Origin of the sequence: Pseudomonas sp. NPDC087346, assembly GCF_044744235.1 — a bacterium.
Classification (GTDB): Bacteria; Pseudomonadota; Gammaproteobacteria; order Pseudomonadales; family Pseudomonadaceae; genus Aquipseudomonas.
This window is the reverse complement of record NZ_JBIUXX010000001.1, coordinates 255,992-272,352: the sequence shown is the minus strand read 5'-3', so window position 1 is coordinate 272,352 and position 16,361 is coordinate 255,992. Positions and strand designations below refer to the sequence as shown.

Sequence of the window (16,361 nt, the reverse complement as noted above, 5' to 3'; positions counted from 1 at the left end):
CGACCCATGATCCAGAAAGTACTCACTTTGGCGCCGCTGCTGCTGGTCGCCTCGATTAGCCACGCCGCCGAAACGGTCAAGGTTTACAACTGGTCCAGCTACATTGCGCCGGACACCACCAAGAATTTTCAGAAAGAAACCGGCATCGGCGTCACCTACGACGTGTACGACAGCAACGAAACCCTCGACGGCAAATTGATGACCGGCAACTCCGGTTACGACGTAGTGTTTCCGTCCAACCACTTTATGGCGCGGCAGATTCAGGGCGGGGCGCTGAAGAAGCTCGACAAGAGCCAGTTACCCAACTGGAAAAACCTCAACCCGGTATTGCTCAAGGCTTTGCAGACCAACGATCCGGGTAACGAGCATGGTTTCCCGTACCTGTGGGGCAGCACCGGCATCGGCTACAACGTGGCCAAGATCAAAGAAGTGCTGGGCGACGACGCGCCGGTGGATTCCTGGGACCTGATCTTCAAGCCTGAGTACATGGCGAAGCTGCAGAAGTGCGGCGTGGCGATCCTCGATAACGGCCCGGAGCTCCTGCCAGCGGCGCTCAATTATTTGGGGTTGCCGCACCACAGCAAGAATCCCGAGGACTACAAAAAGGCCGAAGCCTTGTTGATGAAGGTTCGTCCTTACGTCAGCTACTTCCATTCCTCGAAGTACACCAGCGATCTGGCCAACGGTGATATCTGCGTGGCGGTCGGGTTCTCCGGCGACATCCTGCAAGCCGAAAGCCGCGCCAAAGAAGCCAAGAACGGCATCGAAATCGGCTACGCGATTCCCAAGGAAGGCGCTGCAATCTGGTTCGACATGGTCGCCATGCCCTCCGATGCGCCGGACGAGAAGGCCGGTTACGCGTTCATGAACTACTTGCTGCGCCCGGATGTGATGGCCGACATCAGTAACTCGGTGCATTACGCCAATGGCAACGAGCAGGCTGACAGCCTGATCGACCCGGAAATCAAGAACGACACCAAGGTCTACCCGAGCCCGGAAATGATGGGCAAGCTGTTCGCACTGGAAGCGATGCCGCTGAACATCGACCGGATTCGTACCCGCGTCTGGAACAAAATCCGTACCGGTAGCTAATCCAGCCCCAAACCCCCTGTAGGAGCTGCCGAAGGCTGCGATCTTTTGATCTTGTTTAAAAGCAAAATCAAAGAATCGCAGCCTTCGGCAGCTCCTACAGAACGCGGTAAATATCTTGATATCAATGCGCTGGCACTTGCACTTAATAAGTGCAGAAAAGTGAGACGCACCCGACAAAATACAACTTACCGATATTTAATATTTAAATAAGAAATCGTCAGACAATTAGGCGATTTTACCTAACTTACAAACTTCTTTGGACTGCACAGGCATTGTTTACGGGCACTTGCCGGAACAGCGCAATTGGATCTCAAAAAAACGCTAGACGTATGATTTCAAATTGTGTCAGGTTTCTGATGCCTTCATTGGGCGAGTGATAGGACGATCTCGCCAGGGATTGTCGCTATCGGACAAAAACTGTTCCATTGCTAAACAAGGAAGTGTGTTTATGTCGAAAGTAAAAGCTAATGCTATTGATACCGCCGAGCAGGCTTTCCAGCTGTTCGCAGCGCCACAACCACTGGCCGCAGCCAGTTCGGCGTATAACCAGATCAATAGCTTCAGCCATCAATACGATCGTGGCGGCAACCTCACGGTCAATGGCAAACCCTCCTTCTCGGTAGATCAAGCCGCGACCCAATTGCTGCGAGACGGTGCTTCCTGGCACGATCTCGACGGTAGCGGCAAGATCGAACTGACCTACACCTTTCTGACTGCCAAAACCGCCAACTTCAGCGGCCTGGGCGTCACTGGTTTCAGTCAGTTCAGTACCCTGCAAAAAGCCCAGGCCGTGCTCGCCATGCAATCCTGGGCAGACGTCGCCAATGTTACGTTTACCGAATCATCCCGTGGTGGCGATGGTCACATGACTTTCGGTAACTACAGCGGTGGCCAGGAAGGCGCAGCGGCGTTTGCTTTCCTGCCAGGCACCGAGCCTGGTTATGACGGTCAATCCTGGTACTTGACCGGCAGTGGCTACGACGTCAACAAAACCCCGGGGCTGAGCAATTACGGACGTCAGACCCTGACGCACGAAATTGGCCACACCCTTGGTCTGGCTCACCCTGGCGACTACAACGCCGGCGAAGGCAACCCGACCTACAATGACGCTTCCTACGGGCAAGACACCCGCGGCTACAGCCTCATGAGTTACTGGAGCGAAAGCAATACCAGCCAGAACTTCAGCAAGGGTGGCGTCGAAGCCTATTCGTCCGGCCCGCTGATGGATGATATCGCTGCAATTCAGAAGCTCTACGGTGCCAACACCACCACCCGCACCGGTGACACCACCTACGGCTTCAACTCCAACGCCGGCCGCGATTTCCTCAGCGCTTCGTCGTCGAGTGACAAGCTGGTTTTCTCGGTCTGGGATGCGGGTGGCAAAGATACTCTGGACTTCTCGGGTTTCACCCAGAACCAGAAGATCAACCTCAATGAAGCCTCGTTCTCCGACGTTGGCGGCCTGGTGGGCAACGTGTCCATCGCCAAGGGCGTCACCATCGAGAACGCCATCGGCGGTTCGGGCAACGATCTGTTGATCGGTAACAGTGTGTCGAACGAACTGAAGGGCGGTGCCGGCAACGACATCCTCTATGGGGCTGGCGGTGCAGACAAACTCTGGGGTGGTGCGGGTTCGGACACTTTTGTGTTCGCAGCCAGCTCCGATTCCAAGCCAGGTGCAATCGATCAGATCCTCGACTTTGTCAGCGGTCTCGACAAAATCGACCTGACCGGTATCACCAAAGGTGCAGGCCTGCACTTCGTCAGCTCCTTCACTGGTGCGGCGGGCGATGCGGTTCTGACCTCGTCGGGCGGTAACAGCCTGCTGTCGGTGGACTTCTCCGGGCACGGCGTTGCGGACTTCCAGGTCAGCACCGTTGGCCAGGCAGCGACCAGCGACATCGTAGCTTGATGTAACACAGGAAAGCGGCGCGTCATGCGCCGCTTTCTTTGCTTGCAGCGGAATGTCCTGTAAACAAGGCTACGGGCCGGAGCGAAATTTCCTATGATCCGAAGCGCTTTTACCTGCACAACGACGGCGTGGCTGATGGCGGCGCTGATGATGATTTCTGGAGAAACAACCATGGCAAGCAGCCTCAGACTTGAAGAACCTTCAGTATTTGCCGGGCGCTGGCTGGCAACGTTGAATGCCCGTGATGAAGCGCCCGGCACCCAGGCGCTGCAAGACAAGCCATCGAATACCTGCACCATCGAACTGAAATCAAACCAGACCCTCGGCGAGGGCAGCGATTGCCTGGGCGCCTGGCTGGAAGAAGCGCCGATCGGCTGGTTTCCCGATCCGGACGGGATCTCGATCACCGGCAAGGAAGGTTCAAGAATCCAGTTTTTCAGCCGACAACGTGACGGGTTATATCTGGCGAATTTGAAGTCGGGGTTGAACATCAAGCTTGAGCGAGTTACGCCATAGCCCAAACTCGATATGCCGTAACAGACCGTATATAAAGAATCGCGCTGTGGTTATAAGCAGCGCTTCGGTGCATGTCGGCTGTACTGATGGCTGAAAGTTGTTATTAAAGTGTAAGCGGGTAGTTGCAATGTATGTCCAGGCGTCGCGTGGATAATTAATGAAGCCTCGCCAAAGAGTGGCGGGAATATCTTTCAGGGAATAACCAATGAAGATGGCGCAGGCCCCAGCCACCGCTCCCTTATTCAAGGCACTGGGTGACTATAAAAGCATTCTGATCAGCGTCGGATGCTTTACCGCACTGATAAACGTGCTGATGCTGGTGCCGTCAATTTATATGCTGCAGGTCTATGACCGAGTGCTGTCTTCACAGAACGAAACCACCCTGGCGATGCTGTCGCTGATGGTGGTCGGGTTCTTCGTCTTCATTGGCATGCTGGAAGTCGTGCGCAGCTTTATCGTGATCCGCATCGGCAGCCAGTTGGAGCGCCGCTTCAATCTGCGGGTTTATCAGGCTGCATTCGAACGCAACCTGTTCAAGGGCGAGGGCAACGCCGGGCAATCCCTGGGTGATCTGACTCACATTCGCCAATTCGTCACCGGCCCCGCGCTGTTCGCGTTTTTCGATGTGCCGTGGTTCCCGGTCTACCTGTTTGTGATTTACCTGTTCAACGTCTGGCTCGGCGTGCTCGCCACGGCGGGTGCGCTGCTGCTGATCGCATTGGCGTGCCTCAATGAATACATGACCAAGAAGCCGCTGGGCGAAGCTGCCGGCTACTCACAAAAATCCAGCCAGTTGGCCACCAGCCATCTGCACAATGCCGAAACCATTCAGGCGATGGGCATGCTCGGCGCTCTGCGCAAACGCTGGTTTGGCGTGCACTCGCGTTTTCTTGGCCTGCAAAATCAGGCCAGCGATACCGGCGCGGTGATCAGTTCGGTCAGTAAAACCCTGCGCCTGTGCCTGCAATCGTTGGTGCTGGGGCTCGGCGCGCTGCTGGTGATCAAGGGCGACATGACTGCCGGGATGATGATTGCCGGTTCGATTCTGATGGGACGCGTGCTCAGCCCTATCGATCAATTGATTGCAGTTTGGAAACAGTGGAGCGGGGCGAAGCTGGCTTATCGTCGTCTCGATGCGTTGCTGCAAGCCTATCCGCCAAGCGATGAAGCCATGGCGTTGCCGCCGCCGAAAGGCCAGATCACCTTTGAACAGGTGAGTGCCGGGCCTCCGGGCCAGCGCACCGCGACGTTGCACATGGTCAATTTCAATCTGGGTGCCGGTGAAGTGATGGGCGTGCTCGGCGCTTCCGGTTCCGGCAAATCGACCCTGGCGCGGGTGTTGGTCGGCGTGTGGCCAACCCTCGGCGGCACTGTGCGTCTGGACGGCGCGGATATTCATCGCTGGAACCGCGACGATCTCGGCCCTTATATCGGTTACCTGCCGCAAGACATCGAACTGTTCAGCGGCAGCATCTCCGAGAACATCTCGCGGTTCAGTGATCCCGATCCACAAAAGATTGTCGCTGCCGCGCAGCAGGCTGGCGTGCACGAAATGATTCTGCGCATGCCGCAAGGCTACGACACTCAACTGGGCGAGGACGGCAGCGGTCTGTCCGGCGGCCAAAAGCAACGTGTTGCCCTGGCGCGAGCCCTTTACGGCAACCCGAGCGTGGTGGTGCTGGACGAGCCGAACTCCAACCTCGACACCGTCGGCGAAGCCGCGTTGTCCAGTGCCATCGTGCAATTGAAGGCACAGGGCACCACGGTGATTCTGGTCACGCATCGTTCTTCGGTACTGGCCCAGGCCGACAAGTTGCTGGTGCTCAACGATGGCCGTTTGCAGGCCTTCGGCCCAAGCCATGACGTGCTCAAGGCACTCTCAGGCGCCCAGGAACAACAACGGGAAAAACCTGCGCAAGCACCGGGCGGGCTCAGCATGAGCCGGCAGTATCAGCCCACGACAAGGAATTCGGGTGTATGAGCAGCGCGAGCATGAACACTGAAAACGAAGCAAGTATGGAGCACGCTTACGTCGCCGAGCGCCCGGAGCGCGATGCGAAATTCTTCGCGCGTATGGGCTGGATTCTGGCAATTGTCGGCGCCGGCAGTTTCTTCACTTGGGCGGCATTGGCGCCGCTCGATCAAGGGATTCCGGTGCAAGGCACGGTGGTGGTGTCGGGCAAGCGCAAAGCCGTGCAATCGATGAGCAGCGGCGTGGTCAGCCGGATTCTGGTGCGCGAAGGTGAAATCGTGAAGCAGGGCCAGCCGCTGTTTCGCCTCGACCAGACTCAAGTCGCCGCCGATGTGCAATCGCTGCAAGCCCAGTACCGCATGGCCTGGGCCAGCCTCGCACGCTGGCAGGCCGAGCGTGACAACCTCAAGCAAGTGACCTTTCCCGCTGAATTGAGCAACGACCCCGACCCGCGTCTGGCGATGGTGCTTGAAGGTCAGCGGCAGTTGTTCAGCAGCCGTCGTGAAGCGTTTTATCGCGAACAGGCCGGTTTGCGTGCCAGCATTGAAGGTGCCACCTCGCAACTGGCGGGCATGCGTCGGGCACGCACCGACATGACGGCCCAGGCTGACTCGTTGCAACAGCAGTTGAGCAATCTGCAACCTCTGGCGGACAACGGTTACATCCCGCGCAACCGCTTGATGGAGTACCAGCGTCAACTGTCGCAAGTGCAGCAGCAACTGGCGGAAAACACCGGTGAAAGCGGCCGTGTCGAGCAGGGCATCCTCGAATCGCGCCTGAAGCTGCAACAGCACGGCGAGGAGTACCAGAAGGAAGTCCGTACGCAATTGGCCGACGCGCAGCTGAAAAGCGTCACGCTCTCCGAACAACTGACCTCGGCCGGTTTCGATTTGCAACACAGCGAGATTCTTGCGACGGCCGATGGCGTGGCAGTCAATCTCGGCGTACATACCGAAGGCGCCGTGGTGCGTCAGGGCGAAACCCTGCTGGAAATCGTTCCTCAAGGCACCACCCTGGAAGTTGAAGGGCATTTGCCGATCAATCTGATCGACAAAGTCGGCTCGCACTTGCCGGTAGAAATCCTGTTTACCGCGTTCAACCAGAGCAAAACCCCGCGTGTACCGGGCGAAGTCAGCCTGATTTCCGCCGACCAGATGGTCGACGAGAAAACCGGCGTGCCGTACTACGTATTGCGCAGCAGCGTCAGCGACCAGGCCATGGAAAAACTCAACGGACTGGTGATCAAACCCGGTATGCCGGCAGAAATGTTTGTGCGCACGGGTGAGCGCTCGCTCCTCAACTATCTGTTCAAACCGCTGCTCGACCGGACCAACTCTGCGTTGAACGAAGAATAAGGATGTTCGGTTGTATGAATAAGCTTTCGATGCTGGGGGCGGCGCTTGCGTTGCTCACGGGCAACAGTGCATGGGCGGCCATGGGGCCGTTCGATATCTACGAACAAGCGTTGCGCAATGATCCGGTGTTCCTCGGTGCGATCAAGGAGCGTGACGCGGGACTTGAGAATCGTGCCATTGGCCGCGCCGGGTTGCTGCCTCGGCTTGGGTACAACTACAACAAGGGCCACAACACCTCGAAGGCCACTTCGCTGGATGAGCGGGCTCGCAATAAAACCGATGACCGCAGCTACAACAGCTATGGCTCGACCTTGACCCTGCAACAGCCGTTGCTCGACTACGAAGCCTACGCCGCGTATCGCAAAGGCGTGGCGCAGTCGCTGTTCGCCGACGAAAACTTTCGCGGCAAGAGTCAGGAACTACTGGTGCGGGTGCTCGACAACTACACCAAGGCACTGTTTGCCCAGGATCAGATCGACATCGCACAGGCGAAGAAAAAGGCTTACGAGCAACAGTTCCAGCAGAACGAGCATATGTTCAAGCAGGGCGAGGGCACGCGCACCGACATTCTTGAAGCTGAATCGCGCTATGAACTGGCAACCGCCGAAGAGATCGAGGCGCGCAATGAACAGGACGCCGCGTTACGTGAACTCGGTGCGCTGGTCGGCGTGCCGGCCGTAGACATCAGCGACCTCGCGCCGCTGGATCAGAACTTCCAGACATTCGCGCTGATGCCGGCAAACTACGACACCTGGCATGAACTGGCGATCAGCAACAACCCGAACCTGGCATCTCAACGCCAGGCGGTGGAAGTCGCACGCTATGAAGTGGAGCGCAATCGCGCCGGGCACTTGCCGAAAGTCAGCGCCTACGCCTCGATGCGTCAGAACGAATCGGAAAGCGGTAACACCTACAACCAGCGCTACGAAACCAACACCATCGGTTTTGAAGTGAACGTGCCGCTGTATGCCGGTGGCGGCGTGTCGGCATCGACGCGTCAGGCCAGCCGCACCATGGAACAGGCCGAGTACGAACTGGACGGTAAGACTCGCGAGACGCTAATCGAGTTGCGACGCCAGTTCAGCGCCTGTCTGTCCGGGGTCAACAAGTTGCGTGCGTACCAGAAGGCACTCAGTTCGGCTGAAGCGCTGGTGGTCTCGACCAAGCAGAGCATTCTCGGCGGCGAACGGACCAATCTGGACGCGTTGAACGCCGAACAACAACTGTTTACCACCCGCCGCGATCTGGCCCAGGCGCGTTACGACTATTTGATGGCGTGGACCAAGTTGCATTACTACGCGGGGACGTTGAGCGAGCAGGATCTGGCGCGGGTGGATGAGGCGTTCGGACAAGGATCTCGTAAGCAATAACACAGCAATCCCTGTAGGAGCTGCCGAAGGCTGCGATCTTTTTTGATCTTGCCTTTGAAGGTCAAAGTCAAAAGATCGCAGCCTGCGGCAGCTCCTACATAACAACAAGAAAAGTGAGTGGTGAACATGGACGTACGCATCAAGCCGGCAGCGGTCGGTACCCTTTTGCTCGCAGTTTCTATTGCGCAGGCTCAGGCGCAATACCTGGAGTCAGGCAAACCCGATGATCCGGCCAGTTGGCGCAGCGCCGAATTCCTGCGCGATTGGGGACTTGAGCGGATGCAGGCCGATCAAGCCTACGCCGCCGGTATCACCGGCAAAGGCGTGAAAATCGGCGCGCTGGACTCAGGCTTCGATGCCAGCCACCCGGAATTCGCCTCCGCGCGTTACCACCCGGTCACGGCCAGCGGCAGTTACGTCGACGGCTCGCTGTTCAACGTCGATGGCACCCTCAATCCGAACAACGATTCCCACGGCACCCACGTCGTCGGCACCATGGGCGCCAACCGCGATGGCACCGGTACTCATGGCGTTGCCTACAACGCGCAAATCTACGTCGGCAACACCAACAACAACGACAGTTTCCTGTTCGGCCCCAATCCCGATCCACGCTATTTCAAAGCGGTCTACGACTCTCTGGCCGATGCCGGCGTGCGCGCGATCAACAACAGCTGGGGCAGTCAGCCACCGGATGTCAGCTATCGCACAATGGCCGATCTGCACGCTGCCTACGCCCAGCACTGGAACAAGGGCACGTGGATCGATGCCGCCGCCGATGTTTCGCGTCGTGGTGTGATCAACGTCTTCAGCGCCGGCAACAGCGGTTATCCAAATGCCAGCGTGCGCTCGGCGCTGCCGTACTTTCAGCCAGACCTCGAAGGCCACTGGCTCGCGGTGTCGGGGCTGGATCAAAGCAATCAGCAGAAGTACAACCAGTGCGGTCTGGCCAAATACTGGTGCATCACCACGCCGGGGGCGAAGATCGACAGCACCATTCCCGGTGGCGGTTATGCGATCAAGTCCGGCACCTCAATGTCTGCGCCACATGCGACGGGCGCGCTGGCACTGGTGATGGAACGCTATCCCTACATGAACAATCAGCAGGCACTCGAAGTGCTGCTGACCACCGCCACGCAACTCGACGGCTCGGTCACCGATGCGCCGACCGAGCGCGTCGGCTGGGGCGTGGCCAACCTGAACCGGGCCATGCGCGGACCGGGACAATTGCTTGGTGCTTTCGATGCGAATCTGCCGGCCGGGCAGAGCGATGTCTGGAGCAACGCGATCTCCGACAAGGCGTTGATCCAGCGCCAGAGCGAAGACCTCGCCGAACACAGCGCCTGGCAGCAAACCCTGCAAGACAAAGGCTGGCAGAACGGCGTGCCGAGTGGTGCCAGTCAGCAGGATCAGACCGATTACGCAGTGGGCATGGCCCGCGATGCTGCTGCGGCGAATCGGGTTTATCAGGGCAGTCTGATCAAGTCCGGAGCAGGGCGCCTGATCCTGAGCGGAGATAACACCTATCGCGGCGCGACTACGGTCAACGGCGGCTTGCTCAGCGTCAACGGTTCGCTGGCCTCAGCGGTTACCGTGAATGACAGCGGCACCCTCGGCGGCTCCGGGCGAATCGCCGCGCTGATCGCCAACAGCGGCGGTCGCGTGGCGCCGGGCAATTCGATTGGCACTTTGAACGTGGCCGGTGACGTGACATTCGCCCCGGGTTCGACCTATGCCGTGGAGCTGTCACCCACCAGCAGCGACCGGATTGTTGCCGGCGGCACAGCTACGGTCAGCGGCGCGACGGTCAGTCTGTCACTGGAAAACAGCCCGACACTGCTCAGCGCCACCGAGGCAAAAAGTCTGCTCGGGCGTCAGTACGACATTCTGCAAGCGGCGGGCGGCATTCAGGGCCAGTTCGGCGCCGTGGTGCCGAATTTTCTGTTCATCGGCGGCAGCCTCGATTACGCCGGCAATGGCATTCAGCTCAACATTGAACGCAATAGCACAGCGTTCGCCAGCGTCGGCCAGACGCCGAACCAGCGCTCAGTGGGCGCAGCGGTTGAAGGCTTGGGCGCAGGCAATTCGGTGTACGAAAGCCTGCTGCTTTCGGAATCGGCAACCTCGGCGCAACGGGCGTTCCAGCAACTGAGCGGGGAAATCTACCCGGCGCTCGGTTCGGTACTGATCAACGACAGCCGCCAATTGCGCGATGCGGTGGGCGAGCGTCTGCACGATGCGTCGGCGACGCAAAGCAATGGCTGGATCAAGGCACTCGGCGCTTGGGGTACCACCGATTCGAGTCATGACACTGCGGGTTACAGCACCTCGATTGGCGGCTTGCTGGCCGGTGTCGATGGCGCGCTGGACGAGCAGACGCGTATCGGTCTGGTCACCGGTTACAGCGACAGTTCATTGAGCATGGGTTCGGGCACGCATTCATCGGCCAAGGTCGACAGCTATCACCTCGGCGCCTACGCCGGTCACGAAATCGGCGCATGGCGTTTGAGCACAGGCGCGGCTTACAGCTGGCATCGCGCTGATGTGAAACGCGATCTGCAATACGGCGACGTCAGCGCCAAACAGAAGGCCAAGGTTGATGCCGGGACCACTCAAGTGTTCGGTGAAGCGGCGTATCGACTGAAGCTGCAACCGGTGGAGCTGGAACCGTTCGCCAACCTGGCCTACGTGCATCTGGATACCGATGGTTTCACCGAGAAGGGCGACGCGGCGGCGCTGAAAAGCAGCGGCGATCAACGCGACGCGGTGCTCAGCACCCTCGGCCTTCGGGCGATCAAGACGATCAATCTGTCGGCGCAGCAACAGCTTGATTTGAGCGGCCATCTCGGCTGGCAGCACAGCCTGAGCGACATCGAATCGGAACAGCATTTGCGTTTTGCCAGCGGCAGCACGCCGTACTCGGTTGAAAGCTCGGCATTGGTGCGCGATGCCGCGCTGGTCGGGGTGCAGGCGAGTCTGGCATTGACGCGCGATGTTCGGGTCAACCTCGATTACAGCGGGCAGTTGGCTAGTCGCGAGAAGAGCCATGGCGTGGGGCTGAGCCTGAACTGGCAGTTCTGAGTCTTCTTCAATGGCTCCAGCACATTTTTGTGGCTGATCACTTACCTGTGGTGAGGGGATTTATCCCCGTTCGGCTGCGCAGCAGTCGCAATGCATACGACGCGGTTCAGTTGGGGGAATGCAGGGGGGCGCTTCGCGACCCAACGGGGATAAATCCCCTCGCCACAGGGGTTATTGCTCAAGATTTTGAGAAACGGATTTTTTCGCAACATCACTAAGGAAGGTCGCTGGATGAATAACAACAATACCCCCGCGCAAACGGGTGGCCGTTTTGCCTTGAAAACCCTGCACTGCGCGATCCTGTGCGCGTTGACTTCCTGGGGCTCGGTGCACGCCGCACCCTATGTGGAAAACGGTCGCACGGGCGATCCCGCCAGTTGGCGCAGCAAGGAATTTCAGGCCGATTGGGGCTTGGGCGCGATTGGTGCCGATTACGCCTACGCCGCTGGCTACAGCGGTAAAGGCGTGAAACTGGGGATCTTCGATCAGCCGGTTTACGCCCCGCATCCGGAGTTTTCCGGCAGCAATAAAGTCATCACCCTGGTCACCAGCGGTATCCGCGAATACACCGACCCGTACATCCCGGTGAAGGCCGGGGATGCGTTCCGATATGACGGTTCGCCCTCGATCGGTTCCGACGGCAAACTCGGTGCCCACGGCACCCACGTCGGTGGCATCGCCGCCGGTAGTCGCGATGGCGGACCGATGCACGGTGTCGCTTTCGGCGCGCAAATCTATAGCGCCGACAACGGTGACCCGGGCCCGGAAGACGGCATCGTTCGTGGCAACGACGGCGCCGTGTACAAGGCCGGTTGGGATGCGCTGATCGCCAGCGGTGCACGGATCATCAACAACAGTTGGGGCATCGGCATCACTGACCGTTTTGACCTTGGCGGTCGCAACCCGGCGTATCCGCACTTCACCGTCAACGACGCGCAATTGCAGTTCAACGAAATCCGCACGCTGCTCGGCACCAAACCCGGTGGAGCGTATGACGGCGCGATTGCCGCCGCACGCAGTGGCATCGTGACGATTTTCGCCGCCGGTAACGACTACAACCTGAACAACCCGGATGCCATCGCCGGCCTCGGTTATTTCGTCCCGGAAATCGCGCCGAACTGGATCACCGTTGCCGCATTGCAGAAGAATCCGGATCTGACCAGCGCCGATCCGTACACCATGAGCACCTTCTCCTCGCGTTGCGGCTACACCGCGAGTTTCTGCGTGTCGGCACCGGGTACGAAAATTTACAGCGCAATCATCAGCGGCACCAACGCTGACAACCTCAGTACCGGTTACGCCAACTACAACGGCACCTCGATGGCCGCGCCGCACGTGGCCGGTTCGATTGCGGTGCTGATGGAGCGTTTCCCGTACATGACCGGCGATCAAGTCGCCAGTGTGCTGCGCACCACCGCCACCGACCTTGGCGCACCGGGCGTCGACGCCTTGTTCGGCTGGGGCATGATCAACCTGCGCAAAGGCATCGACGGCCCGGCCATGTTGGTCACCGAGAAGGATATTCCAGAGGAGTTCCGCATTGCCGGCGCCTACGGGTCCGGTCAGTTCGTAGCGGATCTACCGGGGATCGGCGCAATTATCGACAAGGGCAAATCCACCGAGCGCGTGTGTAACGACATCACTTGCGGCCTCGACACCTGGCGCAACGACATTTCCGGGCACGGCGGCCTGACCAAGCAAGGTCTCGGTACGCTGGTGATGACCGGCGCCAACACCTACAGCGGCCCGACGCTGGTCAATCAGGGACGCCTGGCAATCAACGGTTCGCTGGCCTCGGCGGTGACCGTGAACGACAGCGGTATCCTCGGCGGTAATGGCCATATCGGCGCACTGTCGGTGAAAAACGGCGGTACCGTGGCGCCGGGTAACTCCATCGGCACCCTGAACGTGGCCGGCGACGTGACCTTCGAACCGGGTTCGACCTACGCGGTGGAAGTGTCGCCAACCAGCAGTGACAAGATTGTCGCCGGTGGCAAAGCGGTCATTGATGGCGCAACAGTGACCCTGTCGCTGGAAAACAGCCCGACGCTGTTGACCACGACTGAAGTGAAAAGCCTGCTCGGCGCTCAGTTCAACATCTTGCAAGCGGCCGGCGGCATTCAAGGGACATTCGGCCAGGTGCTGCCGGATTATGCGTTCCTTGGCGGTACCCTCGATTACTCGGCGGGTGGCGTGCAACTGGACGTGGGTCGCAACGGCGCTTCGTTCGCCAGTGTCGGTCTGACCCCGAACCAGCGTGCGGTCGGTGCCGCTGCCGAGCGTCTGGGCGCGGGCAATGCGCTGTTTGAAACGCTGCTGCTGTCGCCAAATGCCGCTTCGGCGCAGCAGGCGTTCCAGCAGTTGTCGGGTGAGATTCATCCGGCAATCGGCACGCTCCTGATCAACGACAGCCGCTACCTGCGCGAAGCAGTCGGTGAACGTCTGCGTGAGCGCGATGTGCTGGACTCCGGCGCACCAACCGACGATCGCAGCAATGCCTGGGTCAAGGTCTTGGGTTCGTGGGGCAAGAGCGACGGCGGCAATAAAAACGCTGACACCACCAGCTCCATCGGTGGCTTGCTGGCCGGTGTCGATGGCTTGATTGCTGAAGATACGCGTCTGGGTTTCGTTACCGGTTATAGCGACAGTTCTTTGAGCATGGGCAGCGGCACGCATTCGTCGGCTTCGGTCGACAGCTATCACTTGGGTGCGTACCTGGGACATCAGATCGATGCTCTGCGTCTGAGTGTTGGCGGCGCCTATAGCTGGCACCGCATCGACGCCAAACGTGAATTGCAGTTCGGCGATGTCAGCGGCAAACAGAAAACCAAGCGCGATGCGAGCACTACGCAATTGTTCACAGAAGCCGCTTACGATCTACGCCTGCAACCGATGAACCTGGAACCGTTCGCCAATCTGGCTTACGTACACCTGAACACCGACAGCTTCACCGAGAAGGGTGATGCCGCGGCACTCAAGGGTGGCGAAGACAACCGCGATGTGGTTCTGTCTACCCTGGGCGTACGGGCCAAGCGCACATTTGCGCTGTCGGACAAGCATCAGCTGGAACTGGGCGCAAGCCTGGGCTGGCAGCACAATCTGAGCAGTGTTGATGCTGACAGTCACTTGGCATTTGCCAATGGCAACAGCGCGTTCAACGTGCAGAGCGTGTCGATGGACCGCGATGCAACGGCAGTCGGCGTACGCGCCGGGCTGGCACTGAGTCGTGATATCCGGGTCAACCTGGATTACAACGGACTGATCGGTTCGAACGAGAAGGACCACGGCGTGGGTCTGACCCTCGACTGGCAGTTCTGACTTTAGGGAAGAGAGAGTACGACATGGGATTGTTCGATTATAAAAATGCCGATGGCAAAGCGCTGTACAGCGATGCCATCGCGCTGACCTTGTACGCCTACACACCGACTGGCCAGGCATTGCCGGCCACCGGATGGGCGCCGGTTGGCGCCACGGCGCTGGGTTATCAAGGCAAGGTCGGTGCGCAAGGCACGTTCTTCGGCGAGAAGGACGGCTTCACCAGCGCCGAGGCTGAAGTGCTCGGCAAGTACGACGCGGCGGGCAAGCTGATCGGTATCGGCGTGGCCTTCCGTGGCACCGGCGGCCTGGGTTACAGCGACACCTTCGGCGACATGAAAAACAACTTGCTGGCCGCTGTCGGGCCATCGGATTACGCGAGCACTTACGCGAAAAACGCCTTCGACAATCTGCTCAAGGCTGTTGCCGCGTTCGCCATCGCCAACGGTATCGCGGCCAAGGACGTGCTGTTCAGCGGCCATAGCCTCGGCGGTCTCGGGGTCAACAGCGTGGCGGAGTTGAGCGGCAGCAACTGGGGTGGCTTCTTCAAGGATGCCAACTACATTGCGTTCGCCTCGCCGACCCAGAGCAACACCGGCAACAACGTGCTGAACATCGGCTACGAGAACGATCCGGTGTTCCGCGTGCTCGACGGCACCACGTTCAGCAGCAGTTCGATGGGCAAGCACGACAAGCCGCATGATTCGACCACCGACAACATCGTCAACTTCAACGACCAGTACGCGTCCACTGCGCAGAACCTGGTGCCGTTCAGCATCATCAATCCGCTGAACTGGTCGGCCCATGGCTCGCTGGGTTATGCCGATGGCTTGAACCGGGTGATCGACTCGCGCTTCTACAACCTCACCAGCAAGGACTCGACCATCATCGTCTCCAATCTGGAAGAGGCGTCGCGCAGCAAGACCTGGGTCGAGGATCTGGGCCGCAGTGGCGAGCCGCACACCGGCACCACGTTCATCATTGGCACCGACAGCAATGACTTGCTCAAGGGTGGGGCAGGCAACGACTTCCTCGAAGGCCGCAACGGTGATGACCGCTTCCGTGATGACGGCGGCTTCAACATTCTGCTTGGCGGCAAGGGCCACAACACCTTTGAGCTGCAAAAACCGCTGCAAAACTTCAGCTTCGCCAACGACGGCGACGGCACGCTGTATGTGCGCGACGCCTACGGCGGCATCAGCATGACCCGTGACATCGGCGCGCTGGTGAGCAAGGAGTCGGGGTCGTGGTGGAGCAGCAAGGAAATCACCTGGGGCGTGTCGGCCAAGGGTTTGACCAATGGCAGCGAACTGACCCAATACAACCATTCGCTCAACGGCGATGCGTACGGCAATACGCTGCACGCCAGCGCTGATGGCGACTGGTTGTTCGGTCTGGCTGGCGACGACAAGCTGATCAGCGACAAGGGCCATGTGACCTTCGTCGGTGGCGCTGGCAATGACGTGCTGACGGCGGTGGGTGGCAACAACACCTTCCTGTTCAGCGGCGCGTTCGGTTTCGACGCGATCAATGGCTACCAGGGCAACGACAAACTGGTGTTCATGGGCGTCGAAGGCGCGGGGCAGGGCTACGACTACAAGCAACACGCCTCGCAGACCGGTGCCGATACCGTGCTGAAGATTGGCGACTATGCCGTGACACTGGTGGGGGTGGGAGTGACTAACCTGTCGGACTCCAACTTCGTCTTCGCCTGACTACAGGGATCAGTTGATCCCTGTAGGAACTCACGA

General features: G+C 59.3%; 9 protein-coding genes. All 9 read left to right on the top strand.

The genetic code is table 11. From position 1 onward, the window contains the following. Window positions 1-6 precede the first annotated feature (6 nt). The 9 genes from ACIOZM_RS01110 (at window position 7) to ACIOZM_RS01070 (ending at window position 16,325) form a co-directional block, all read left to right on the top strand. Window positions 7-1,092, top strand: a complete 1,086-nt coding sequence (locus ACIOZM_RS01110; RefSeq protein WP_401208459.1) for a polyamine ABC transporter substrate-binding protein — start codon at window positions 7-9, stop codon at window positions 1,090-1,092. Between the two features lie 448 nt (window positions 1,093-1,540). Beyond that, window positions 1,541-3,004, top strand: coding sequence for a serralysin family metalloprotease (locus ACIOZM_RS01105; RefSeq protein ID WP_401208456.1), 1,464 nt, complete (start codon window positions 1,541-1,543; stop codon window positions 3,002-3,004). 93 nt (window positions 3,005-3,097) lie between these two features. Beyond that, complete coding sequence (locus ACIOZM_RS01100) at window positions 3,098-3,520, top strand: AprI/Inh family metalloprotease inhibitor (RefSeq protein ID WP_401208454.1); 423 nt, start codon at window positions 3,098-3,100, stop codon at window positions 3,518-3,520. Between the two features lie 205 nt (window positions 3,521-3,725). Further along, window positions 3,726-5,501: a type I secretion system permease/ATPase gene (locus tag ACIOZM_RS01095; protein ID WP_401208451.1), complete on the top strand. Its 1,776-nt coding sequence runs from the start codon at window positions 3,726-3,728 to the stop codon at window positions 5,499-5,501. After that, the gene (locus ACIOZM_RS01090; protein WP_401208449.1) at window positions 5,498-6,847 is read left to right on the top strand and encodes an HlyD family type I secretion periplasmic adaptor subunit; all 1,350 of its coding nucleotides are present in this window, start codon (window positions 5,498-5,500) and stop codon (window positions 6,845-6,847) included. The genes ACIOZM_RS01095 and ACIOZM_RS01090 overlap by 4 nt, the downstream gene beginning before the upstream one ends. A 2-nt stretch (window positions 6,848-6,849) precedes the next feature. Then, window positions 6,850-8,217: a TolC family outer membrane protein gene (locus tag ACIOZM_RS01085; protein WP_401208446.1), complete on the top strand. Its 1,368-nt coding sequence runs from the start codon at window positions 6,850-6,852 to the stop codon at window positions 8,215-8,217. Window positions 8,218-8,343: 126 nt separating this feature from the next. Beyond that, entirely contained in the window at window positions 8,344-11,295 is a 2,952-nt protein-coding gene (locus tag ACIOZM_RS01080) for an autotransporter domain-containing protein (protein ID WP_401208443.1), read from the top strand. 231 nt (window positions 11,296-11,526) lie between these two features. Then, complete coding sequence (locus ACIOZM_RS01075) at window positions 11,527-14,613, top strand: autotransporter domain-containing protein (protein WP_401208440.1); 3,087 nt, start codon at window positions 11,527-11,529, stop codon at window positions 14,611-14,613. 23 nt (window positions 14,614-14,636) lie between these two features. Further along, on the top strand, window positions 14,637-16,325 hold the full coding sequence (locus ACIOZM_RS01070) for a polyurethanase (protein ID WP_401208438.1): 1,689 nt from the start codon (window positions 14,637-14,639) through the stop codon (window positions 16,323-16,325). The last annotated feature ends 36 nt before the right edge of the window (window positions 16,326-16,361 follow it).